Annotated in this window: 23 protein-coding genes; all 23 read left to right on the forward strand. The window is 30.9% G+C overall.

Annotation, left to right across the window (positions count from 1 at the left end):
* The first annotated feature begins 66 nt into the window (after window positions 1-66).
* Window positions 67-909, forward strand: coding sequence for an aminoglycoside 6-adenylyltransferase (locus tag ACO6VN_RS05160; RefSeq protein WP_422404304.1), 843 nt, complete (start codon window positions 67-69; stop codon window positions 907-909).
* Window positions 910-1,077: 168 nt separating this feature from the next.
* Window positions 1,078-1,851, forward strand: coding sequence for a MurR/RpiR family transcriptional regulator (locus ACO6VN_RS05165; RefSeq protein WP_216683960.1), 774 nt, complete (start codon window positions 1,078-1,080; stop codon window positions 1,849-1,851).
* A gap of 114 nt (window positions 1,852-1,965) precedes the next feature.
* Entirely contained in the window at window positions 1,966-3,519 is a 1,554-nt protein-coding gene (malX, locus tag ACO6VN_RS05170) for a maltose/glucose-specific PTS transporter subunit IIBC (protein ID WP_216683959.1), read from the forward strand.
* A 19-nt stretch (window positions 3,520-3,538) separates the two neighbouring features.
* Window positions 3,539-4,708: a MalY/PatB family protein gene (locus ACO6VN_RS05175; RefSeq protein WP_422404305.1), complete on the forward strand. Its 1,170-nt coding sequence runs from the start codon at window positions 3,539-3,541 to the stop codon at window positions 4,706-4,708.
* Between the two features lie 174 nt (window positions 4,709-4,882).
* Complete coding sequence (locus tag ACO6VN_RS05180; RefSeq protein ID WP_216683962.1) at window positions 4,883-5,500, forward strand: LysE/ArgO family amino acid transporter; 618 nt, start codon at window positions 4,883-4,885, stop codon at window positions 5,498-5,500.
* A gap of 82 nt (window positions 5,501-5,582) precedes the next feature.
* The gene (locus ACO6VN_RS05185) at window positions 5,583-6,557 is read left to right on the forward strand and encodes an alpha/beta hydrolase fold domain-containing protein (RefSeq protein WP_194200794.1); all 975 of its coding nucleotides are present in this window, start codon (window positions 5,583-5,585) and stop codon (window positions 6,555-6,557) included.
* 106 nt (window positions 6,558-6,663) lie between these two features.
* Window positions 6,664-7,008 carry a 30S ribosome-binding factor RbfA gene (gene rbfA, locus ACO6VN_RS05190; protein WP_016998635.1) on the forward strand — a complete coding sequence of 115 codons (345 nt, stop codon included), beginning with the start codon at window positions 6,664-6,666 and terminating at the stop codon, window positions 7,006-7,008.
* Window positions 7,009-7,184: 176 nt separating this feature from the next.
* A complete protein-coding gene (locus ACO6VN_RS05195) occupies window positions 7,185-8,369 on the forward strand; it encodes a glycerate kinase (protein WP_422404306.1) in 1,185 nt (394 codons plus the stop codon).
* A complete protein-coding gene (locus ACO6VN_RS05200) occupies window positions 8,366-9,745 on the forward strand; it encodes an SLC13 family permease (RefSeq protein WP_422404307.1) in 1,380 nt (459 codons plus the stop codon). Before ACO6VN_RS05195 ends, ACO6VN_RS05200 begins: the two co-directional genes overlap by 4 nt.
* An 11-nt stretch (window positions 9,746-9,756) precedes the next feature.
* A complete protein-coding gene (locus ACO6VN_RS05205; RefSeq protein WP_064204813.1) occupies window positions 9,757-10,434 on the forward strand; it encodes a response regulator transcription factor in 678 nt (225 codons plus the stop codon).
* A gap of 4 nt (window positions 10,435-10,438) precedes the next feature.
* Entirely contained in the window at window positions 10,439-11,791 is a 1,353-nt protein-coding gene (locus ACO6VN_RS05210; protein WP_422404308.1) for a HAMP domain-containing sensor histidine kinase, read from the forward strand.
* A 4-nt stretch (window positions 11,792-11,795) separates the two neighbouring features.
* Window positions 11,796-12,437, forward strand: coding sequence for a hypothetical protein (locus tag ACO6VN_RS05215; RefSeq protein ID WP_422404309.1), 642 nt, complete (start codon window positions 11,796-11,798; stop codon window positions 12,435-12,437).
* An 85-nt stretch (window positions 12,438-12,522) separates the two neighbouring features.
* Window positions 12,523-13,431, forward strand: coding sequence for a tRNA pseudouridine(55) synthase TruB (truB, locus tag ACO6VN_RS05220; protein WP_082892509.1), 909 nt, complete (start codon window positions 12,523-12,525; stop codon window positions 13,429-13,431).
* 12 nt (window positions 13,432-13,443) lie between these two features.
* Window positions 13,444-14,400, forward strand: coding sequence for a bifunctional riboflavin kinase/FAD synthetase (locus ACO6VN_RS05225; RefSeq protein WP_016998643.1), 957 nt, complete (start codon window positions 13,444-13,446; stop codon window positions 14,398-14,400).
* 102 nt (window positions 14,401-14,502) lie between these two features.
* Window positions 14,503-14,772: a 30S ribosomal protein S15 gene (gene rpsO, locus ACO6VN_RS05230; protein WP_016998644.1), complete on the forward strand. Its 270-nt coding sequence runs from the start codon at window positions 14,503-14,505 to the stop codon at window positions 14,770-14,772.
* A 122-nt stretch (window positions 14,773-14,894) separates the two neighbouring features.
* A complete protein-coding gene (gene pnp / locus ACO6VN_RS05235) occupies window positions 14,895-17,009 on the forward strand; it encodes a polyribonucleotide nucleotidyltransferase (protein ID WP_422404310.1) in 2,115 nt (704 codons plus the stop codon).
* 60 nt (window positions 17,010-17,069) lie between these two features.
* The gene (locus ACO6VN_RS05240; RefSeq protein ID WP_422404311.1) at window positions 17,070-18,287 is read left to right on the forward strand and encodes a M16 family metallopeptidase; all 1,218 of its coding nucleotides are present in this window, start codon (window positions 17,070-17,072) and stop codon (window positions 18,285-18,287) included.
* 156 nt (window positions 18,288-18,443) lie between these two features.
* Window positions 18,444-20,117, forward strand: a complete 1,674-nt coding sequence (rnjB, locus tag ACO6VN_RS05245; RefSeq protein ID WP_016998647.1) for a ribonuclease J2 — start codon at window positions 18,444-18,446, stop codon at window positions 20,115-20,117.
* Between the two features lie 83 nt (window positions 20,118-20,200).
* On the forward strand, window positions 20,201-22,501 hold the full coding sequence (locus tag ACO6VN_RS05250) for a DNA translocase FtsK (RefSeq protein ID WP_216683989.1): 2,301 nt from the start codon (window positions 20,201-20,203) through the stop codon (window positions 22,499-22,501).
* Window positions 22,502-22,510: 9 nt separating this feature from the next.
* Window positions 22,511-23,224 carry a GntR family transcriptional regulator gene (locus ACO6VN_RS05255; protein ID WP_194200787.1) on the forward strand — a complete coding sequence of 238 codons (714 nt, stop codon included), beginning with the start codon at window positions 22,511-22,513 and terminating at the stop codon, window positions 23,222-23,224.
* Between the two features lie 81 nt (window positions 23,225-23,305).
* On the forward strand, window positions 23,306-24,583 hold the full coding sequence (yfmF, locus tag ACO6VN_RS05260; protein ID WP_422404312.1) for an EF-P 5-aminopentanol modification-associated protein YfmF: 1,278 nt from the start codon (window positions 23,306-23,308) through the stop codon (window positions 24,581-24,583).
* Entirely contained in the window at window positions 24,573-25,862 is a 1,290-nt protein-coding gene (gene yfmH / locus ACO6VN_RS05265) for an EF-P 5-aminopentanol modification-associated protein YfmH (RefSeq protein ID WP_422404313.1), read from the forward strand. Before yfmF ends, yfmH begins: the two co-directional genes overlap by 11 nt.
* Window positions 25,855-26,559, forward strand: coding sequence for an elongation factor P 5-aminopentanone reductase (gene ymfI, locus ACO6VN_RS05270; RefSeq protein ID WP_064210922.1), 705 nt, complete (start codon window positions 25,855-25,857; stop codon window positions 26,557-26,559). The genes yfmH and ymfI overlap by 8 nt, the downstream gene beginning before the upstream one ends.
* Window positions 26,560-26,568: the final 9 nt, after the last annotated feature.

The following is a 26,568-nucleotide window of genomic DNA, read 5'->3' on the forward strand; positions in this document are numbered from 1 at the left end:
CATATGTTTTTAAGGACGATTCTTATTTTAGGAGGAAAAACCTCAAATACGTCAGGGGGTTTTTGTTTGAAATCAGAACGTGAAGTTTTAGAGAAAGTATTAAATATCGCGATGGTTGATGATGATATTAAAGCAGTATGTATGAATGGCTCGAGAGTGAATAAAAATATTGAGCCTGATAATTATCAAGATTTTGATATCGCGTTTTTAGTAGGACATTATGAAATGTTTATTCAAAAGTTGTCTTTTATTCACGATTTTGGTGAGTCTATTATTTATCAATGTAATAGAGTTTATTCAAGGGATGGCATTAAAGATCAATTATTTTATATGTTATTATTTAAGAATTATATTCGTATTGATTTTAGATTTATCTCTATTGAATATTTTGATGATTACAAAAAAGAAGATCAATTATTAGAAGTTCTAGTAGACAAAACTGAAAAATTTAAAGATGTTAGTAAACCTAGTGATGAAACATATCATATTAAAAAGCCTACCGAGAAAGATTTTAGGGAATGTTGTAATGAGTTTTGGTGGATATCAACTTACGTCATTAAAGGAATTAAAAGGGAAGAAATATTTTATGCTATAGAGCATCTAAATATTATGCGTGAGATGTTATTTAATTTGTTGGATTGGAAAGTGGGTTATCAATATGATTGGAAAGTCTCTACAGGTAAAAATCATAAATTATTAAAAAGATATATTACAGAAGAGGAATGGATTCTATTAACTAAATCATACCCAAATGGCAATATAAATGATATAACAAGTGTTCTAAATAAATTAATAGAACAATTTTATGACTTGAGTCAAGAAACCTCAAATTTATTAGATTTTAATTTAGATTTTAAAGAAGCAAATAACATAAAAGAATATATTAACAAACAGTTAAAAAATGAATAAAGATAATAAAGTGGGAAGTATACCTTATAAGGAGATATACTTCCCGTTTTTTAAGGTACGAAACTTTATTATTGAAACGAGAACGCAAAAATATACTTAAAAAAATAAAATATGTATTAATAAATGTGATTTATAATGTAAAGTAGATAACATTAAGAGAGGGATAATATGGAACAAAACGCACTTATTGGTAGATTACAGAAAAAGAGAAATGACCTTAGTGAATTAGAAAAGCGAGTTTTAGATTTTATTTTAACTGATTATGAATTAATAGCAAACTTGAGTATAGATGATATAGCGAATAAATCATTTGTATCTACAGCGACAGTAAGTAGATGTTCTCAAAAATTAGGATATGAGGGCTATAGAGAATTAAAATATGCTTTAATACAAAATCAATCTAAATTAGAAAGTAATAATGTTGTACAGAGTTTTAGTACCGAGATTCATGATTTTATGATAGAAAATATAAATAATCTTCAACGTACTATTGATGACATAAATATAGGTGACTTAGAAAAAACAGTTTCATATATCAGTAATGCTCAAGTGATAGAAATAATAAGTGTTGGAGCAAGTCTTGTAAATGGGCTAGATTTAAGTAGAAAACTAACTTTTCTTGGAAAAATTGCTCATGCACGAACTGATTGGGATGAGTTAGATGCGATAACTCATAATTTAAATGCTGATAGTTTAGCGATTTGTATAAGTTCTAGTGGTGAGACTTCACATATGATTAATTATGCTAAGAAGTTGAAAAGTAATCATGTACCGATTGTTTCGATTGTAAGTAATCGTAATTCCCAGTTAGCACAGTTATCAACAGTTGCTCTCATTGCTAAAACAAATAACATATACATTGGAAATGTAGATTTAAGCTCTAGACACGCCACTATATTTATCATTGATTTAATTCTTATGATGTATGGTAAACAATTATAATGTAACAACTTTCATTATATGTAAGCGCAAACATAATTCTTTATTCCTATTGATACACCCATAATACACTTGTATATTAATGAATAATAAAAGAACAAAAGGGTGTGCAAAATGATGGGAAATAAAAAACAAAGTAGTGTCTGGGATTTTCTTCAAAATATGGGAAAGACTTTTATGTTACCCGTTGCATTATTAGCTTTTATGGGTCTAATTTTAGGAATTGGAAGTTCTTTTACTAGTGAATCAATGATTGATGTATTTCCAATTTTGGAAAATAATATGATTCAACTTGTATTGAAATTTTTAGCAACAATTGGTGGGTTTGCTTTTACATATTTGCCTGTGTTATTTGCAATTGCTATACCAATAGGTCTTGTTAAGCACGAGAAAGGAGTCGCTGCTTTCTCTGGATTTGTTGGTTATACAATTATGAATTTATCAATTAATTTTTACTTAATTGAAACTAATCAATTAGCAGATTCTGATAAGCTACAACAAGCTGGTCAAAGCATGGTATTAGGTATACAGACTTTAGAAATGGGAGTTCTAGGAGGTATTATTTCCGGATTAATTGTATATAAATTACATAATAAATTCAGTTATACACAATTACCTGATAGTTTTGCTTTCTTTTCTGGAGTAAGATTTGTACCAATTGTAACTTCGCTTGTACTAGCTGTTGTTGGTCTAATTATTCCTATTATATGGCCATTCTTTGGAATGATTATAAGTAGTGTGGGATCCCTTATTCAACATTCTGGTGTATTCGGCCCATTCTTATTTGGAGCAGGAGAAAGGTTATTACTACCTTTTGGTTTACATCATATTTTAGTATCTATGGTAAGGTTCACTGAAGTAGGGGGACATTTAGTTGTAGATGGTAAAGATGTTTTTGGAGCTTTAAATATATTTTATGCACAATTGCAAAATAATATACCTATATCTTCAAATGTTACTGCGTTTTTATCTCAAGGTAAAATGCCTACCTTCATGTTTGGATTACCTGCAGCAGCATTAGCCATTTATCATGCAGCACCTAAGGAAAATAGACATAAAATAAAAGGTTTATTAATATCAGGTTTTGTTGCTGCTTTTGTAACAGGAATAACTGAACCTATCGAATTTCTATTTTTATTTATTAGCCCATTACTATGGATATTCCATGTTGTTATGACAGGTTTAGGGTTTATGGTAATGAATGTTCTTGGTGTTACAATTGGTAACACTGATGGTGGTGTACTTGATTTCTTAATATTTGGAGTTATGCAAGGAAGTTATACGAAATGGTGGCTAGTTATTATAGTAGGTATAGTATGGTTTGTTATTTACTACTTTGTATTTAAAACAGTTATTCTTAAATTTGATTTAAAAACTCCTGGACGTACTGTTGATAAAAATGAATCAAATAGTGGAACAGATAACTCTGCCCAAGGAGATAATGTTGCAAGTGATATGTTACTAGCAATAGGTGGTTCAGAAAATATACTGAGCATAGACAATTGTATTACGAGATTAAGGTTAGTGCTTGAAAATGCAGAAAAAGTTGATGATGAAAAGTTAAAAGAATTAGGTGCATTAGGAGTTGTTCATTTAGATAAACAAAATGTACAAATTATTATCGGAACAAGAGTTACGACAGTTAGAAAGCAACTTGATGCAATAATTTAGTGTTAGAAAGGATAGTTATATGTATAATTTTGATGAGGTTATTAATAGAGAAGGTACAAACTGTACTCAGTGGGACTATGTACAAGATCGATTTGGCCAAAGTGGTCTATTACCTTTTACTATTTCAGATACTGATTTCGCTTTGCCCAAACAAGTAATTCAACGTTTGAATGAAAGAATGAGTCATCCAGTGTTCGGCTATACAAGATGGAATCATAAAGAATTTAAAAATTCTATTGAAACATGGTATCAGAAAAGATTTAATATCAAAATAGAAAAAGATTGGATTTATTATACTCCAACTGTTATATATGCAATTTCACAATTAATCAAAATGAAATCGAATGAAAATGATGGTGTGATCATACAAACTCCAGCATATGATGCGTTTTTTAATGTCATAAAAGAAAATAATAGAACGGTTGTACAGAATGATTTGATTTACAAAGATGGTTACTATTCAATAGATTTTATATATTTAGAAGAACTATTATCAAAATCAAATAATAAAATACTGTTACTTTGTTCTCCTCATAATCCAACTGGTAGAGTTTGGAGTGTTGATGAATTAACGACATTAATAGAGTTATGTCGAAAACATGATGTCTACATTATTTCTGATGAAATTCATATGGATATTGTTCGTAAAGAATACAATCATATACCTTTATTTAAAAAAAGCACCGAAAATATTGCTATTGTAACTAGCGGTAGTAAAACTTTTAACTTTCCAGGATTACTTTTTGCTTATGTATTAATACCAGATTTAGAAGATGGTAATATATTCTTACGATATCTAAAACAAAGAGATGGTTTATCATCTCCGAGTATAATGGGAATGGAAGCAACAATTACCGCATATAATGAATGTAGTGAATGGGTAGAAGAATTAAATAATTACATTGATGAAAATATTAAGCTTGTACAAGAATACTTGGAAAGAAATTTACCAGATATTAAACTAGTATATCCTGAATCAACTTATCTACTTTGGTTAGATATTTCAGGATTGAATATGACTATGGATGAATTGCAAGAGCGCTTAATTAAGATAGGTAATGTCGCTATTATGGATGGTAAAACTTATGGAGGAAATGGACAGCTATTCTTGAGATATAATATTGGTTGTCCAAAATCTAAAGTATTAGAAGGTTTGAATAGATTAAAGTTAAGTATTTATAAAGGATAAGAAATAGGCTGACACATTTATTGATATACTTCCTTCAAAGTATACACTGAAAAAAGCAGGAACAGTAATCATAAAAACAATACAAAATCAAAATTATAGTAGCATAGAAGTTTTCTAAATAGTAAAATAAGAATCATATGTTTTTAAGGACGATTCTTATTTTAGGAGGAAAAAATAGTGGCTGCTTTTTTACACGGTTTATTATTAGCGCTTGGTCTAATTTTACCTTTAGGTGCACAAAATGTGTTTATTTTTAATCAAGGTGCTAATCATAAACAAATTAGAAAGACAATACCTGTAATTATTACTGCAGGTCTATGTGACACGCTTTTAATTTTATTAGCAGTATTAGGCGTATCGCTTGTTCTATTATCATTGCCGGTATTACAACTTGTTGTATATATAATAGGATTTATATTTTTAATTTATATGGGGATTGTATTATGGAAGGAAAAACCTCAAAGTTTGGAATATCAGCCTTCTATGTCTGCTAAAAAACAAGTTGGGTTTGCGATATCAGTATCATTATTAAATCCACACGCTATCATGGATACAATTGGTGTAATTGGTACAAGTGCTTCAGTTTATGAAGGATTAGATAAATTTATCTTCACAGCATCCACTATTTTGATTTCATGGCTTTGGTTTGTTTTATTAGCGATTTTAGGTAAAACCGTTGGAACAGTTGATAAAACAGGTAAATGGATTATATATTTGAATAAAATTTCAAGTATTGTTATCTTCATCGTTGCCTTAATTATACTAAAAAACATTCTTACTCTTATTTTTTAATAGGTAATATTTGTTATTTTATGAATATTTAAGTATATTTAAGGGAATAAATTTAATATCAATTAATATGGAGTAGATGTACATGAAAACCTGGGCAAAAGGTGTAATTACTATTGGTGCTAGCTTAGTAGCTAGTCAGTATGTTGTTAAAAAATTATCTAAAAGAAGTATGAAAAGTCAAATCGTTGAATGGATGATTGCAACGCAAAATACATTTCCTAAATATGAAAGTTATGAATCTAAATCTGAGTTTGTAAATGAATTATATGAGGAAAATGAAAAACGATATACCTTACCAAAATTATTTAAACCTAAAACAAAAATAAATGAATATCAAATTGACGAAATGCAAGTATTAACATATAACTCTAACTTAAACTCAAAAGTAGGTATTTTATACTTGCATGGTGGCGCTTATATACACCAACCAACCATTTATCATCATAAATTTATAGACGAACTTGCTAAAACTGTAAATTTAAAAGTGGAAGTACCTATATATCCGAAAGCGCCGAATCAAATATTTATTAGATCATATGAGTTAATCATTGATTTATATAGATGCATGATTGAAGAACACGATGAAGTTGTTATTATTGGTGATTCTGCAGGTGGCGGATTAGCTGTAGGACTTATGCAATTATTAAAAGAACAACACATTAAGCAACCGCTTCATGCATTTTTACTTTCACCTTGGATAGATATGACTATGGATAACAAAGATATTACAGAAGAACTGCAACAAAGCGATCCAATGCTTGATATTGAAAGTTTACAATTTTGTGGTGATTTATGGTGTGGCCATACGAATAAAAATCATCATTTATTATCACCTATATATGGAGATTTGCAATCACTGCCTCCTATGACTATTTTTGTAGGCACAAGAGAAATATTGTTGCCGGATATTAGATTGTTTAAAGAAAAACTTCAAAAATTTTCAAACGACGTTGCTTATCATGAATATGTGAACCAAAACCATGTATTCCCAATCTTTCCAATTGAAGAAGGGAAAGAAGCTAGAAGTATCATTTATAATAAAATTAATAATTTTTAATAAACTTTTTAAACGTGCAAACGATTATCTTTTTAAGCATTATGGCATGTGTTATAATAAATAATTGTATAGATAGTCGTAATGACTAATAAAGAGGTGAATTTTAATGAGTATTCGTTCTGAACGTGTTGGAGAACAAATGAAAAAAGAACTTATGGATATTATAAATAACAAGCTTAAAGACCCTAGAGTTGGTTTCTTAACAATTACTGATGTTGAACTACCAGGTGATTTATCACATGCTACTGTTTATTTAACAGTATTGGGGTCAGATAAAGAAAAAGAAGAAACATTCGAAGGCTTAGAAAAAGCAAAAGGATTTATTAAATCCGAACTTGGAAGCCGTATGAAATTACGTATCTTACCAGAGTTACACTTTAAATACGATGAATCAATTGACTATGGTAATAAAATCGAACGCATGATTCAAGATTTAAATCGTAACGAATAAAACATTATAATATTTAAAAGAAAAACACCCGATATTTTCACATTTAACGTGAATTTATCGGGTGTTTTTTTCTTTTTAATCAATTTTTAATTTTCCTCTAATTGTTTGTGAACTATGTAAATGTACATTGTAGATAAGTTAAAGATAGCAAAGTACAAATAGAGGAGGAAATTAAAATGAAAATTGTAGTTGTACCTTCAGGGTTTAAAGAAAGCTTAAGTGCCGAAGAAGTTGGAAATTCTATTTCGAGAGGAATAAAAAAAGTGAATCCTTATCATGATGTCACTACTATACCTATGGTAGATGGTGGAGAAGGTTTTGTAGATACGATTACAAAACTAAAAGAAGGTAAAAAAGTAAAAACACAAGTGATGGGTCCGGTTGGTAAGCCTATAAAATCTTTCTTTGGTGTTTTTGAGGAAAATGGTATAAAGACAGCTGTAATAGAAATGGCGGCAATTGCAGGTTTGAGACATGTACCACAAAATATGAGAAATCCATTAAACACGACAACTTTTGGGGTAGGTGAAACGATTATTAAGGCATTGGATAATGGTGCAGAACGTATTCTGATTGGATGTGGTGATTCAGGTACATCAGATGGTGGAGTAGGCATGGCTCAGGCGTTAGGCATAAAATTCTTGAATGAAAATGGTGAAGCTGTATTTATAAACGGTGGAGGCGAAATAAATCGGATTTATGGGATTGATATGAGTTATATGGATGCTAGAGTACATTTAGTAGACATAGATGTAGCAGTTAATTGGACAAATTTATTGTGTGGACAAAAAGGGGTAGCAAGAGTATATGGACCGCAAAAGGGTGCATCTCCTGAAAATGTCGAACTATTGTCTAACAATCTAGAACATCTTGCAAAACTCATAAAAAGTTTAAAAAAAGAGGATGTTTCTTTAATGAATGGTGGAGGTGCATCAGGTGGTTTAGGTGCAGGTTTATATGGATTCCTTAATGCCCGTTTACATCCAAGATTTGAAATTATTATGAAGTATATAGAGATTTCAGATGCAATTCAAAATGCAGATCTAGTTATAACTGCAGAAGGATGTATAGATTTTCAAACACCAAATGGAAAAATTCCATCTGAAGTTGCAAGGATTGCAAAAATGCATAAAAAACCAGTTATTGCTTTTGCTGGTACAATAGGTCATAATGCAAAGATTAATTATCAAAGTGGTATTGATGCATTTAGTAGCATCATTCCAGAACCTACGACGTTAGAAAATTCAATTTTAGACGCAGATAAATGGCTAGAAAATTGTTCTGAAAATGCCTTGAGACATATTACAATAGGCATTAATTTAGGCAATCAAATGGTTGCTGCAAAAGATGTTGTTCAATGACTAATAAGCAAATAGTTTATCTGTGTTTATATTTTATAATTTCTATCGTTGTATTCTTATATATTGATTTACCTTATTTAGGTCAACTTAGTTTGATCATCTTTGTATTATCATTAGGTCTATTTTTATTAACGAATATGCCTGCAGGTTTATCTGCATTTATAGCATTAACAATAGGTATACTGTTAGGTATTCCTGAAAAAATATTATTTGAATCAATGGATGAGCACGTTGTTTGGCTCATGATTGGTGCGTTTATTATAGGGGCAGCTGTTGAAATAAGTGGTTTACTAGATAGATTAATCCATTGGATAGATAATAAATGTCATACAGAAAATAAGATGAATATATTTTTATTTATAATCGTTCAAATAATTTCTATATTAGTACCTTCCACATCAGGGAGAGCTGCTTCAATGATTCCAATTTATAAAGCTTTTGCTTCTAGATTTCAATCAAATCAAAAATATTTTGCATTATTGATACCAGTGCTTATTTTAATGGGGGCAAATCTTACTTTAATCGGTGCTGGAAGTCATATCGTAGGTATTGGTTTGTTAAAAGGTCAGACGAATGAAACGATTTCTTATGTAGACTTTATTATTTGGGGGTTTCCATTTGGTATCATAATGGGTGTTATCAGTTTATTTATTATAAAGAAATTGTTTTTTATTAAAAATGATAAAGGTTCAGAATCATCTTTTAACGAAGTGAAAAGTAAACATAAACCATTAAGTACAAAAGAAAAAAAGACATTGTTATATTTATTTATAACGATTAGTTTATGGATAACTGAATCTCTACATGGGTTTGATATTGCATTTATAACGATTGCTATGAGTGTTGTTATGATGGCACCTAATATCGGTGTCATCTCATGGAAACAAGGTTTAAAAAGCATCTCTTGGAGTTTAATATTTTTTGTTGCAGGTGCGACCGCTCTTGGTGAATTACTTGTATCATATAAGGTTATAGAATATATACAAAAAAATTTATACGGTTATTTATCTCAATTCGAAAATATCAATGAACTAGTTGTATTACTCATAATTGTTATAATAACAATAACATCACATTTATATGTAACAAGTCACACTACACGAGCCGTCGTTTTTGTTCCGTTATTTTTATTATTTAGTGATATGTTCAATTTAAATCCCATTTCAGTTGTTTTCATGACTTTGATAGGGACAAATTACTGCGTTACCTTTCCGGTGAGTTCAAAAGCGTTGCTGCTATTTTATGAACAAGATCGAAAACCATTTAAAAATATAGATTTAGCGAAAGTAAGTGGTATATTGATGCCTATTTACATGTTAATAATGATTGCGTGTTATTATTTCTGGTGGCAATATACTGGATTATCGCTTAGGTAAGGAGAAGAGACATGGAAAAAATCTTAATTGTTGAAGATGAAGTGAAAATTGCTAGAGTCATACAATTGGAATTAGAGTATGCAAATTATGAAATTAGTATAGCAAATACCGGAAGACAGGCTTTAGAACTGTTTGAATCGAATCATTTTGATTTAGTTTTATTGGATGTCATGATTCCTGAATTAAATGGTTTAGAGGTTTTGAGAAGGATTAGGGAAGAGGATAGTAACATTAAAATTATTATGTTAACTGCTAGAGATGCAGTGATGGATAAAGTGAGTGGTTTAGATTCTGGTGCAAATGATTATATGACTAAACCATTTGAAATAGAAGAACTTCTCGCTAGAATTAGAGTTCATTTAAAACAAAACAATGAAACAACTGAAGAGAATCGTAATGAAATTCAATTTAAACATTTAAATATTCATCCATTAAGCCGAGAAGTATATATAAATGAATCACTCGTCAATTTAACTCAAAAAGAATATGATTTATTGTTGTACTTTATTCAGAATAAAAACCAAGCTTTAACAAGAGAACAAATTATTGAAGCGGTGTGGGGATACGAATATTATGGCGACACGAATGTTATTGATGTTTATGTCAGATATTTAAGAAAAAAACTAGATCAAAATGACATATCCTTGATATCTAGCGTTAGAGGTATTGGATATATGATAAAGGATTGAATCTATGAAACTAGGGACGAAAATTCAACTCTATACAACGGTAATGATTGTCATTGTTGTTATTTGTATAAATTTATTTGTTTATTTTGTTTATCAAAAAGTTTCACTCGACTCGGAAGTAACTCAGCTAGAAAGTCGAGGCATTAATATTATGAAAGAGTTGCAAAATACTTCAGATACTGATGTTAATACCGAAGCTGTTTTGCAATCTTATTTACTTTCTGATGGATATATTACAGTAGTTAACCAAAAAAATAAAAGTGTCGTTCAAATTTCAACAGATGTTAAGTATAAAAACTTAGCAGAATCATATAAAAATGAACAATATAAAAAAGTCGTCGAAAAAAGTGGCAATCATTTTGCTATGGTATCCTTACCGATTATTTGGAAAAATGGTGAAGTCAGCAATCTACAAATATTTGAAAATATCGATTTTAAATATGAAACTTTTTCTATTTTAAAATGGATATTAATTGTTTCGACTATCATTATTCTAATCGTTATATTTCTTTTGAATAGAATCATTACGCAAATTATTTTGAAGCCAATTAATGAGCTCATTGAACAAATGAATAAAACGAGAGAAACAAAGCATTACAGTAAAATCGATATAAATGATAACGATACGAAAGAGTTGAAAGAACTTTCGAATACATTTAATGAAATGATGCTCAATTTAAAAGATCATGATGAAAAACAACAAGCATTTATACTCAACGCATCACATGAATTAAAAACACCGATAACAGTTATGAATTCATACAGTGAAATGTTAAAAAGATTTGGTAAAACACGTCCTGATTTATTAGATGAAGGTATTGATACCATTAATGAAGAAGCTAAAAGATTAAAATATTTAACTGAACAAATGCTAGACTTAGCTAAAACAGAACGTACTTTTCATGACATTGAATTGTCAAAAGTTGATATTATTGAACAAGTTTCGAGTTTAACTAAAAAACTTTCACAAGTTTATCAAAGGAAAATCAATATATATACAACCGAAAATTCATTAGTCGGAAAAATTAATAAAGATAGCTTTAATCAGTTGATGACTATTTTTCTTGATAATGCATATAAATATAGTCAATCAGAAATTGATTTAGAGCTTACAGATAAAGTTCAATATATAGAAATCATAATTAAAGATTATGGACCTGGAATTGTTGAAGAGGATATTGAAAAAATATTTACGAGGTTTTATAGAGTTGATAAAGCAAGATCTCGACAGTCTGGAGGATCTGGGTTAGGTTTATCAATTGCGAAAGAACTTGCATCGAAAAATCAAATCGACATACAAGTTAAAAGTGAAGAAGGTGTCGGATCAGAATTTATATTGAAAGTGAGAAAGGTGTGAAAAAATGAAAAAAGCGATTAAACCTTTGCTTATAGTGGTTATGGCAATTCTTCTAATTGCTTTAATTTCCATTATTTACATCAGGTCAACAGAACAATTGATGGATAAAGACTTAGCTAAAACATTAATATCAGAAAGATATAAAGGTGATATTACTAAATTAACTCAATCTAAAGATAATCGAACTTTTTATGTGAAAATCAAAGATAAAGATAAAAAATACAGTTTAGAAATTGATCGAAGAAAAGAAACGATTAAAAACGTTACGTCACAAACAACATCTAAAAAACAAACTAAAAAAGAAAAACCAAAGACAAAAGAAAAACCAAAAAAAGATGACAAGAAAAAAACGCTTATAACTGAAAAAAGAGCAAAACAAATAGTTATGAATGAAGTGGGAGGTACTTTTATAGATATTAAGAAAAATGAAGACTCTAAGCCTATGACATATACTGTTACTCAACATGTTGATGATAACGAAGGTGCTGTCGTTTCAGTTAATTCGTTAAATGGAAAAGTTAATTCAGTATCATGGTTTAATATTGAACAACCTCAACCTAGTTATAATGCGGGTAATGAAAATAAAGAACAATATTACTATGAAGATGACGATGACTACGACGATGATGAATACGATGACGATTAACATGGATTGTTAGTTATTTCTTCTTTTTACTTGAGTTTTAATGTAAACTTGTAATGAATAGAAGCATGTTTTGGAGGTCGTAAATTTGGATGGCATATTAGCAATTCATAAAGAAGTAGGCATGACGAGTCACGATGTCGTGTTTAAACTTCGAAAAATATTAAAAACTAAAAAAGTTGGTCATACTGGCACTTTAGATCCAGAAGTAAGTGGTGTTTTACCAATATGCGTAGGTAAAGCTACTCGTGTCAGTGATTATGTTATGGAAAGTGGTAAGACATATATTGCTGAAGTAACAATTGGTAAGAGCACGACTACTGAAGATCAAACTGGAGAAATAGTAGAAGAAAAAGCTGTAACTGAAAATATTTGGTGTACTGATGACATACGTTCAACTTTAAATAAATTAGTGGGTGAAATTGAGCAAATTCCGCCGATGTATTCAGCTGTTAAAGTAAACGGAAAAAAATTATATGAATACGCTCGTCAAAATATTGAAGTTGAAAGACCTGTTCGTAAAGTCTTCATTAACAGTATTGAGCTAACTTCAGACATTTCATATGACAACCAAACTTGTAAATTTGAAATAGAAGTCGAGTGTGGAAAAGGGACATATATAAGAACATTAGCAACTCAGATAGGAGAATTACTTGGTTATCCTGCACATATGTCTCATTTAGTTAGATTGAAAAGTGGTGGATTTTCGTTAAATCAGTCTATTACATTAGATAACTTACGTGAAATAGTTGAGCAAGATAGGTTACAGGAAGTGCTTCTTCCATTAGAATATGGATTGAATGGCTTACAAAAAATAATCGTAGAAGATTCTGGTCTTGTTAAAAGGATACAAAATGGACAGAAGATTATGAAAACCGATTTAAATACTAATATAGACGGTGAATTTGTCCTATGGTATAAAGAACATGCAATAGCGATTATGGAGCCTTATGAAAAAAATAATGATTTATATAAACCAAAAAAAGTTTTTCTTTAAAGGAGTATTCTGATGGAAGTTATAGAAATTTCACACCCAATTAATTCATCACAATTTGTAAATGAGAATATTGCATTAGCAATAGGTTTTTTTGATGGTATACATATTGGCCACCAAAAAGTATTGAAAAAAATGCTTGAAGTAGCAGAACATAACGATTTGAAAAAGGCTGTTATGACTTTTGACCCTCATCCTTCTGTAGTACTTAATCCAGAAAAGAAAAGAACTACATATTTAACGCCGATAACGGATAAAGTCGAAGCAATAGAAAAGCTCGGAGTGGATTATTGTTTTGTCGTAAACTTTTCTTCTAGCTTTGCAGATGTTTCTGCAGATGAATTTGTAGAACAATATTTTATTCGTAATCATGTTAAAGCTGTGATTGCGGGATATGATTTTAGCTTTGGTAAATACGGAAAAGGCAATATGGCTTCTTTACAAGAGAATGATTATCCTTTTAGTGTACACGTCGTTTCTAAACAAACTTTAGAAGAAGATGTTAAAATATCAACTACAAATATTAGAACTTCACTTGAATTAGGTGAAGTCGAAGCGTGTACTTTAGCTTTAGGTCGTCCATATGTTATAAAAGGCATGGTTGTTCAGGGAGAAAAAAGAGGTAGAACAATAGGCTTTCCAACCGCTAATGTCGAACCAAGTGACGAATATGTATTACCAAGAAATGGTGTATATGCCGTTACATTACTTATTAAGTCTAGAAACAAAGTATATGAAGGTGTCTGTAATGTAGGGGTTAAACCAACTTTTCATGACCCATCAGTTTCACAAGTAAGCATCGAAGTAAATATTTTCGATTTTGAAGAAAGTATTTACGGGGAGAGAGTGGAAGTATTTTGGCATCATTTCATTAGACCAGAACAAAAGTTTAACGGCATTGATGCACTTGTAGAACAAATATCTAAAGATAAAGAAAAAGCAAAATCATTACTTGAACTTGATAAACAATAGGGGTTTATGTATAATAGTTAAAGTGCCTATTCCTTGGCTGATCGACACTCCGACGATTCGCTCAGGTATAAGGTGAATACAAAAATAGGAGGGAAATTGACAATGGCAATTTCACAAGAAAGAAAAAACGAACTAATCGAACAATACCGCGTACATGAAACTGATACTGGTTCTCCAGAAGTACAAATCGCAGTTTTAACAGCAGAAATCACTGCTTTAAACGAACATTTACGTACTCACACGAAGGATCACCATTCACGTCGTGGATTATTAAAAATGGTTGGTCGTCGTAAACACTTATTAACATACTTACGTGATAATGACGTTCAACGTTACCGTGATCTAATTAAATCACTTGGATTACGTCGCTAATCGCAACACCAATCGAAGGGAATCGATCAGATTTCTTTCGATTTTTTTATAAAAAATTATAAAATGAGTACATATTAATGGTATGATATAATTGATTAATTGTAATGAGAGGAGATTCATAAATGTCTCAAGAGAAAAAAGTCTTTAAGACAGAATGGGCAGGAAGTCCATTAATAATAGAAACAGGTCAGTTAGCGAAACAAGCTAACGGTGCAGTGTTAGTAAGATATGGGGATACGGTTGTATTATCAACTGCTACAGCTTCTAGAGAGCCTAGAAACGTAGATTTCTTCCCATTAATGGTAAATTATGAAGAAAAAATGTATGCAGCTGGGAAAATACCAGGCGGTTTTAACAAACGTGAAGGAAGACCAGGGGAAGATGCAACTTTAACGAGTCGTTTAATTGATAGACCAATTAGACCACTATTTCCAAAAGGTTATAGACATGACGTTCAAGTTATTTCTATCGTGATGAGTGTTGACCCAAATTGTTCACCTGAAATGGCGGCAATGATCGGATCGTCAATGGCATTATCTGTTTCAGATATACCATTTGAAAGACCAATTGCAGGTGTTAATGTTGGTTTAGTAGATGGTGAATATGTCATTAACCCTGACGTAGAAGCTAAAGAAGTTTCATTATTAGATTTACAAGTAGCAGGTCATAAAGATGCTATTAACATGGTAGAAGCGGGTGCGAAAGAAGTATCTGAAGAAACGATGTTAGAAGGCATTTTATTTGGTCATAAAGAAATTCAAAGATTAGTAGAATTCCAAGAAGCTATAATTGATGAAATTCAACCTGAGAAATCTCCATTTGAACCTGTTGAAGTTGAGCAATCTCTTGAAGAAGCTGTAATCCAAAAAGCCGAGGCTTTAGATTTAAACGGCGCAATTAGAACAGAAGAAAAACAACAACGTGATATCAATATAACTGCTGTTAAAGATGAAGTATTGGCACACTTTACTAACGAAGAAGAGCCTGATAACGAAGAAGTTCTTAAAGATGTTAGTAAAATACTTGATACTTTAGTGAAAGACGAAGTACGTCGTTTAATCACTGAAGATAAAGTGAGACCAGACGGACGTAAACCTGAAGAGATTAGACCGTTAGCATCTGAAGTTGACTTATTACCTAGAGCACATGGTTCAGGTTTATTTACACGTGGCCAAACTCAAGCATTCTCTGTAGCAACATTAGGTGCATTAGGTGAACATCAAATCATAGATGGATTAGGTACTGAAGATCAAAAACGTTACATGCATCATTATAATTTCCCTAATTTCTCTGTAGGTGAAACTGGTCCAGTAAGAGCGCCAGGTCGTCGTGAAATTGGTCATGGTGCACTAGGTGAACGTGCTTTATTACAAGTGATTCCTGATGAAAAAGAATTCCCATATACAATTAGAGTTGTATCTGAAGTATTAGAATCTAATGGTTCATCATCACAAGCATCAATTTGTGGTTCTACACTTGCACTTATGGATGCTGGTGTACCAATTAAAGCGCCAGTTGCTGGTATAGCGATGGGATTAATCACTAAAGATGATAACTATACAATTCTTTCTGACATACAAGGTATGGAAGATGCTTTAGGCGATATGGACTTTAAAGTTGCTGGAACTGAAAAAGGTATTACAGCGATACAAATGGACATTAAAATTGATGGATTAAGTGAACAAATCTTAAAAGAAGCTTTAGAACAAGCTAGAATTGGTAGATTACACATCTTAAATCATATGTTAGAAACATTAGGTCAACCTCGTGAAGATTTAAGTGAGTATGCACCTAAGATTGAAATAATGCATATTAAACCAGATAAAATAAGAGATGTTATTGGACCTGGTGGTAAGAAAATTAATGAAATCATCGATGAAACGGGTGTTAAATTAGATATCGAGCAAGATGGAACGGTATTTATAGGTTCTAAAGATCAAGAAATGATCGATAGAGCCCGCAAGATTATCGAAGATATTACTAGAGAAGCAGAAGTTGGCGCAATATACATGGCAACTGTTAAGAGAATTGAAAAATTCGGTGCATTTGTTGAAATATTCCCTGGTAAAGACGCGCTTGTTCATATCTCTCAATTTTCAAATGAGCGAGTGAATAAAGTTGAAGATGTAGCTAAAATTGGAGATCAGTTCTTAGTAAAAGTAACTGAAATCGACCGCCAAGGACGTGTCAATGCTTCACGTAAAGTATTATTGAACGAAGATAAAGAGCAAAAATAAAATACAAAGTAATTGAATGGGGACAATGCGTTGTCCCTGTTTTTGTTATGAGGTGAAAAAATGACAGAACAAATAACTTTAGATAACGGAACAGTTATTATTTTTGAAGAGGTACCGAACAGTGAAACTGTGAGTATTGGGGCATATATAAAGACAGGGACTGCAGATGAAAGAGATTATCCAGAAGGTATCGCACACTTTGTAGAACATATGCTATTTAAGGGAAGTAAACATTACACAAGACAACAACTATCGACTGAATTTGATAAAATTGGTGGATATAATAACGCTTATACTACGAAAATGTATACCTGTTATTTTTGTAAAACGTTAAAACGTTTTGAACGTAAAGCGACTGACCTTTTATTAGACATGGTTAAAAATCCTTTATTTATTGAAGAGGAAATTGAGCGTGAGAAAAAAGTTATATTAGAAGAAATTAAAATGGTAGAAGATACTCCTGAAGAGTGGTTAATGGACACGTTAGAATCAGAAGTTTTTGAGAATCAATCTTTAGGAAGAATGATTTTAGGTAAACCTGATAGTGTTAAGTCTATAAACAAATCTATTTTAGAAGATTTTCATAAGAAATATTATCAAAGTAATCGATTAATTGTATCTATTGCAGGAGCGTTCAGTGAAGAATTAAAACAACTTGTAATTGATACATTGAAAGATGATAAGCAAATAGAAATAAAAGACGAAAAAAGAGACACTCAATTTTATGAAAAGAAGAAAACATACTATAAAAATGAGTTAGAGCAAACACATTTCATGAGATGTTATGAAGCCCCTAGTTATAATAATAAGTATTATTATGCGACAAACATTCTTAATACTATTTTAGGAGAAACAATGAGTTCGAAGTTGTTCCAAGTGTTAAGAGAAGAGCATGGGCTGTGTTACAATGTTTACTCAGATTTCCAAAGTTATCATGATAATGGTATATTGACGATTTATGCAGGTACAGATAAAGAAAATGTGAAAGCTTCAAGCGATTTAATAACTGATGTTTTGAAAAAACTGCTAGATGATAGCATTACACAAGAAGAATTAGAAGATGCTAAAAGTCATATTATTACGAGCTTTTTAATGGCTTCAGAATCCAATCAAAATAAAATGACAAGAAATGCTAGATCGTTAATGTTCCACAATGAATTGATAACAAATGAAAAGTTTGAAGAGAACATTAATATGATTGAAATAGAAGATATAAAAGAGGCAACTAAATCATTATTAGCGTCACCTTATTCAGAATTTATTTTAACTGAGAAATAACATATTTATAAATTGATTCCTCAATCGTTTGTGAATTCGTTTAATCAATATTTTATTTATCTATAACTCGATTATAGGTGCTTGTATAAACGATAATATAAATGGTATGATTAAAGAAATATATTATGGACGGGACTACATTTAGGAGGAACAATTTTGAGTTTAATAAAAAAGAAAAATGATAAAATTCGTATCATACCACTTGGTGGTGTTGGAGAAATAGCAAAAAATATGTATATCGTTGAAGTAGACGAAGAAATGTTTATGTTAGACGCTGGCTTAATGTTTCCAGAAGATGAAATGTTAGGTGTAGATGTCGTAATTCCCGATATACAATATGTATTAGAGAATAAAGACAAATTAAAAGGTATCTTCTTATCACATGGCCATGAAGATTCAATTGGTGCGGTAAGCTATATCCTAGAAAAATTAGATGCACCAGTATATGGGTCAAGATTGACTATAGCTTTAGTTAAAGACCATATGAAAGCAAGAAGAATTAACAAAAAAGTACGCTATTATACAGTAAATAGAGATTCAGTCATGAGATTTAAAAACGTAAACGTTACATTCTTTAATACGACGCACTCTATTCCAGATAGTCTAGGAGTATGTATACATACTTCTTATGGTGCAATCGTTTATACAGGTGAATTTAAATTCGACCAAAGTTTACAAGGTGCTTACGCTCCTGATATCGCTAAAATGACTGAAATTGGTCAAAACGGTGTTTTCGCTTTAATTAGTGATTCAACTGAAGCTGAAAAACCCGGTTATAATGTTCCTGAAAATGTAATCGAAAGTCATATGGTAGATGAATTTGCTAAAGCTAATGGTAGAATTGTTGTGTCTTGTTATGCATCAAACTTTATACGTATTCAACAAGTATTAAATGCAGCAAGCAAATTAAATCGTAAAGTTTCATTCTTAGGACGTTCTTTAGAAAGTTCTTTTAATGTTGCACGTAAATTAGGATATTTCAATATCCCAGAAAACTTATTAGTACCAGTTCATGATGTAAGTAAATATCCTAAAAATGAAATGATAATTATTGCAACAGGTATGCAAGGTGAACCAATCGAAGCATTAGGACAAATGGCTTTACAAAGACATCCTATTTTAAACATACTTGAAGGCGATAATGTGTATATCTCTACAACTGCTTCAGCTAATATGGAAGTTATCATAGGTCAAACTATGAATGAACTTGTTAAAGCTGGCGCTAACATTATGCCAAATAACAAAAAGACACATGCATCAAGTCATGGTTGCATGGAAGAATTAAAGTTAATGCTGAACTTGATGAAACCAGAATATTTCGTCCCAGTTCAAGGTGAATTTAAAATGCAAATTGCTCACGCTAAATTAGCAGCTGAAACTGGTGTGGATCCTGAGAAGATTTTCTTACTAGAAAAAGGCGATGTTGTTAATTTTGATGGCAAGCAAATGATTGCTAATGAAAAAGTAACAGCTGGAAACGTATTAATTGATGGTATTGGTGTAGGTGATGTAGGTAACATCGTCTTACGCGACAGACATTTATTAGCCGAAGATGGTATTTTCATTGCTGTTGTAACATTAGACCCTAAAAACAGAAAAATTGTTGGTGGACCTGAAATCCAATCAAGAGGGTTTGTTTATGTTAGAGAAAGTGAAGAATTATTAAATGAGGCTTCAGATAAAGTACGTGAAATTGTAGAAGAAGGCTTACAACAAAAGAAAATTGAATGGTCAGAAATGAAACAAAATATGCGAGATAAACTTGGCAAATATTTATACGAACAAACGAAACGTCGTCCGATGATTATTCCAATTATTTCTGAAATCTAATATTTTGTTGAAGAATTTTACAGTCAAATAAGCCCAATATTGGGCTTATTTTTTGCATTATTGATAAGGAGGCTATTCGTATAATGGTACAAAAGAAAAAGCCAACAACGCGTAAAAGAAAAACAACGCGAGGTAAAAAGAAGCAAAAAGATAACACGCTAAAGTATGTCATAGAAGTACTCGTGCTGTTTTTAATAGTGTTAGGCGCTTTTCAATTAGGTTTTATCGGGTTGATGGTTGATAGTTTCTTCCACTTTTTATTCGGCTATTCCAAATATTTTACATATATATTAATCGTGATTGTTTCACTATTGATTACATTAAATGATAAAGTGAAGTTTACAAGACGTTTAACTGGCTTATTCATATTTCAAATTGGACTATTGTTGCTATTCCAAATGATTTTATATTTCAAAGATAAGTCATTTGATTCATTTAAAACGTCATTAAGTGAAACATACTCAGCTTTAGAAAGTAATGCCATGTACTTTAATGGTGGTGGTTTCATAGGTTACCAAGTATTTAATGTGGTAAGTAAACTCGTTTCAGTATTTGGTTATGGTTTAATTACATTGTTAATTTTAGTATCAAGTATGATTCTTATATTTAACAAAAAACATAGAGATATAACAAAATCATTATTTGAAAATGTACAAAGTAAAACAAAATCAAAAATGGTTAACTTAGAACGTAAAAGAGAAGAAAAATCTCAAATTAAAAAACAAGAAAAAGAAAAACGTAAACAAGAAAAAATCAAAGATGTTTCAGATATGAAAGAAATTAAAATGGATAATCCACCAGAAACAACAAAAGAAGAAACAAAAAATCAAGAAACATCCTATGATGATATTCCAATTTTTGAATCAACTGAAAAACAGCAACTTAAGAAAAAATCAGTTCCTAAATCAGAAATTAAACAAGAAGAACCAGCTGAGGAAACAAATGAATCTACTATAGACGAAACAGAGAATTTAAATTATAAATTACCTCCGCTTAGTATTTTAAATGATCCACCTAAATCTCAAACAGTTTCTAAGAAAACTGTTCAAGAGAAAGGGAAATTACTTGAAGCTACATTAAGAAACTTTAATGTCGATGCTAAAGTTACACAAATAAGAATTGGTCCAGCTGTTACCCAGTATGAAGTGCAGCCTGCTCAAGGCGTTAAAGTAAATAAAATAGTGAACTTGAGCAATGATATCGCTCTTAATCTCGCAGCTAAAGATATTAGAATTGAAGCACCTATTCCTGGTAAATCAGCAGTGGGAATAGAAGTTCCAAATGAACATATTTCTATGGTTACATTGAAAGAAGTATTAAATGAGATGAAGTCCACAACTAATAAATTAGAAGTAGCATTGGGTAGGGATATTTCTGGTGAACCTATTACAGCTGAGCTTAATAAACTTCCACATTTACTTGTGGCAGGTGCTACAGGTAGTGGTAAATCTGTATGTATTAACGGTATTATAACGAGTATTCTTATGAATGCTAAACCACATGAAGTTAAACTTATGCTAATTGATCCGAAGATGGTTGAGTTAAATGTATATAATGGCGCTCCACATTTATTAACTCCAGTAGTAACCAACCCTCAAAAGGCAAACCAAGCTCTGCAAAAAGTAGTATCTGAAATGGAAAAACGATATGACTTATTCCAACATGTTGGAGCAAGAAATATAGAGGGTTATAACGAGTACATTGAAAGAAGTAACATGGAGTTAGAAGAGAAACAAGCACAACTACCTTATATAGTAGTGATTGTAGATGAATTAGCTGACTTAATGATGGTGGCAGGTAAAGATGTTGAGTCATCAATCATGAGATTAGCACAACTTGCTAGGGCAGCAGGTATACATTTAATTATTGCAACACAAAGACCTTCTGTTGATGTAATAACAGGTAGTATTAAAGCGAATATACCATCTAGAATTGCATTTGCTGTAAGTTCAGCGACAGATTCTAGAACGATTTTAGATGGTGGCGGTGCTGAAAAATTACTTGGTAAAGGTGATATGCTATTCTTATCAAGAGATTCTTCTAAACCGACAAGAATTCAAGGTGCTTTTCTCTCGGATGGAGAAGTTGAAAATGTTGTTCAACATGTAATTGGTGAGCAAACAGCTAACTACATTAAAGAGATGGAACCGGACGAGCCTAGCGAATCAGGGGAAATGGAAAGCGAAGATGAATTGTATAAAGAAGCTTATTTATTTGTTGTTGAAGAACAAAAAGCAAGTGCTAGTTTATTACAAAGACGATTTAGAATAGGTTACAATAGGGCATCTAGGTTAATGGATGATTTAGAAGGAAATGGCGTAATAGGGCCACAATCAGGTAGTAAACCTAGACAAGTTTTGGTCGATATTTATCAAGATGAATAGGGGGATATTATGTCTACAAGTGAAACGACTAATTTTGTGAAAAACTGGCTATTAGATAAAATTCAAAAAGGTGAACTAGAACCGGGAGAAGTTATACCAACGGAATTCGAGTTAAAAAGAACATTAGATATTGAATATGAAGAAATAGAAAAGGCTATTCATGAACTTGTAACAGAACAAATATTGTCCCAAAAATCTGGAGAAGGTACGATAGTAAAACCAAGACAACCATTTTATTATCCTTTAGATGAACTTGTAAGTATTACCAATATGATAGAGAAAAACGGCCAGAAAGCTGGTACAGAATTCATTAGTCTTGATGAAGAAGTAACGACTATAACTGAAAAAGAAGTATTGAATATAGAAGATGATGCTATCATTTCTGTCATAGAAAGATTGAGGACAGCTGATGGAGAACCAGTTGTATATTGCTTAGATAAAATTTCTGCAGATCTATTTCCATGTAGTGACTATCATTCTAATTTATCTCTATTATCCGCAATAGAGAATAAAATAGAATATAAAATCACTCGTGCTGATACATCGATAGAATCTATTAGCTATGAGCCTTACATTAGCGAAATATTAAATTCTCATCCTGATGATGCTATGATGTTACTTACTCAAATTCATTACGATGAACAAGAAAGACCTGTACTTTATTCATTAAATTACTTCAAAAGTAGTCTTGTTAAGTTTCGAATCAAACGAAATAGGATATAATCATTATATTACACAGAAACAAAGTAACAATTGTTGCTTTGTTTCTGTATATCTATACATAAAAAAAGAGAGGTATCAAAAATGATAACAACTGAACATATACAATTAGCATCTAACGACGTTTATGTGATACCAACAAAGAAATTTAAAACAACAACAATTGTCTTTAAATTTGTTGCGCCACTAGATAGCGAAACAATCACTTCGAGGTCTATATTAAGTAAATTATTAACTAGAGTAACGAAGAAATATCAAACTGATAAAGAAATGAATAAATTGTTAGCAGATTTATACGGTGCGCATTTATTTAGTTATGTGAATAAACAAGCGCACAATCATATCATGACGATAGGTATAGAAATCGTAAATGAAAAGTATTTGAATAGTGAGTCTTCATTATTAGAAAAAGCTGTACAATTATTACATGAAGTTATATTTAATCCATACATAGAAAGCAATCAATTTAATGAAAAATATACAGAACAAGAAAAATTTTTACTAAAGAAAAAATTAACTGCGATTGAAGAAAATAAATCTCAACGTGCATTCCTGCAATTTTTAAATCATATGTTTGAAAATGAACCATATAGATTTTTAGCAACTGGCCATTTAGAAGATATAGACAGTATTAATGCACAAAATTTAGTACAAACATATCAAGACTTGCTTGAAGAAAACGCAATTTCAACTTATATTATTGGGAACGTTGACTTAGAAGAAGTTAAATCTTTATGCAAAAAATATTTTACTTTTGAACATAATAATAAAATGGAAATTGAAACATCTGCAATAAAACATATTGATCAAGTTAGAGAAATTACTGATTATACTGAAATTGATCAAGCGAAGTTAAACATGGGGTACCGTTTCCCTATTACATTCCATTCTAAAGAATACTATTCTTTCTTAGTATTAAACATGTTATTGGGTGGCGATGCGTCTTCTATATTGTTTAGTGAAGTAAGAGAAAAACAAAGTTTAGCATATTCTATACATTCACAAATTGATGCGAGAAATGGTTTCTTATATATAGTTGGTGGCATATCTAAAGATAAAGTACAAGTGGCTAAAGAAACGATATTAAATATTTATAAAGATTTACAAGAAGGCCACTTTGAAGACAACAAGTTAGAACTAGCCAAGAAAGTTCTTATATCAAATGCACAAGAAATGTTCGATAAACAAAGACAAATGGTTGATTTATTGCATATGCATGCAAGATATCAATCCGTATATGATTATGAAGAATGGATTAAAGAAATAAATTCTATAACTAAAAAAGATATTATGAACATTTCACAACAAGGACAATTAGATACGATATATATACTGACTGAAGGTGAAAAAGATGACGAATAAATACTATGAACAAATAGATGAGACAGTATTTGAAGAAACTTTAGAAAATGGATTAAAAGTAGTCGTTATTCCTAAAAAAGGTTTTTATAAAACTTTTGTTACATATACAACTAAATTTGGTTCGTTAGACCATACTTTTAAACCACATGGAGAAACAGAATATGCAACGGTTCCTGATGGTGTTGCCCATTTTCTAGAACATAAATTATTTGAAAAAGAAGAAGGAGATGTATTTACAAGTTTTGCTGAAAACGACGCACAAGTAAATGCATTTACAACATTTGATCGAACAAGCTATTTATTTAGCGCTACTGACCATGTTCACGACAATATTATTAGATTACTAAAAATGATTGAAAGCCCATATTTTACAGAACAAACTGTAGAAAAAGAAAAAGGTATTATTGCTGAAGAAATCAAAATGTACCAAGAACAACCAAATTATAAGTTGATGTTTCAAACATTAGGCGCTTTGTACCATAAACATCCGGTTCAAATTGATATTGCTGGATCAGTTGAAAGTATATATAAAATAACAGCAGATGATTTATATTTATCTTATGAAACATTTTACCATCCTGCTAATATGGTATTAATTGTTGTGGGTGATGTAGACCCTGAAGAAACAATTGAATTAGTAAGGGAACATGAAGCAACAAGAGAATTAAGTGAAATGCCTCCTATACAACGTCAACCATTTAACGAACCAGAATCAGTACACAAAGAGTATGTAGAAACAAAAATGGAGATTGTTCATGAAAAATCAATGGTTGCATTTAAATTCAAACCTAACAGTATTTCTGATGAAATAAGAGTTAAAAATGATATTGAAATGATGCTCGCTTTAGATTTAATGTTCGGTGAACAAACAGACTTTTATCAAAAACTACTTGAGCAAGATGTGATTGATGATACTTTCGGTTACCAATTTGCTAATGAAGCTACTTATAGTTACTTGATATTAGCTGTTTCTACAGACAAACATGATCAATTTAAGTTAGCAATATTTGAAGAATTACAAAGTTATATAGAAAATGGTTTCGATGTATCAGAATTAAATAGATTAAGAAAACAAACATTAGGTGAAATTGTATCGAGTTTAAATTCACCTGAATATATTGCTAATCAGTATACAAAATTTTATTTTGAAGGGGTAGAACTTTTCAGATTAATAGATATTTTAGAGTCAATCACAGTTGATAGCGTACACCATACATTAAAATCGCTTATTAATTTTGATAATGTCGTAGAAAGTCGTTTGGTGAAAGATAATGGCTAAATCATTAATTATTGGAGGAAGCGGTGATATAGGTCTTTCAATAGTTGATGAATGCCTAGCACGAGGCGATGAAGTTATATTACATTATAATAATGCAGATATAGAAACATTAAAATCGCGCTATAAACATCAACCAGTTTCATTTTTGAAATTAGATCTTACAGAAAAAATAACATTTCGTGAACTGGATGAAATTAATCATATTGACCATTTAATTTATGTTGCTGGTCAATCATTATTTGGCGCCATTCAAGATATGTCTGACGAGGATATTGATGGACAATATTTGATAAATGTTTATAATTTAATAAAAGTTGTACAAGCATTAGTGGATCGTTTAAGGCAAAGTGATAATGGACGCATCATAGTCATCTCATCAATCTGGGGAGAAACAGGTGCTAGCTATGAAACGATTTATTCTACCATGAAAGCTGCGCAACTTGGATTTGTAAAATCTCTTGCAAAAGAATTAGCTTTAACATCCATTACAGTTAACGCTATAACTCCAGGTGTCGTTCATGGTAAAATGACAAATGAACTAGATGAAATGACACAAATACAATTAAAAGAAGATATACCACAAAATCGATTTATCACTACTAAAGAGATTAGTTCATGTGTAGCTTATTTATTGGACCCGTTATCTCAAAGTGTGACAGGACAAGTACTTCGTATTAACGGTGGATGGTATACTTAATATTGGGGT

Origin of the sequence: Mammaliicoccus sp. JADD-157, assembly GCF_049310805.1 — a bacterium.
GTDB lineage: Bacteria > Bacillota > Bacilli > Staphylococcales > Staphylococcaceae > Mammaliicoccus > Mammaliicoccus lentus.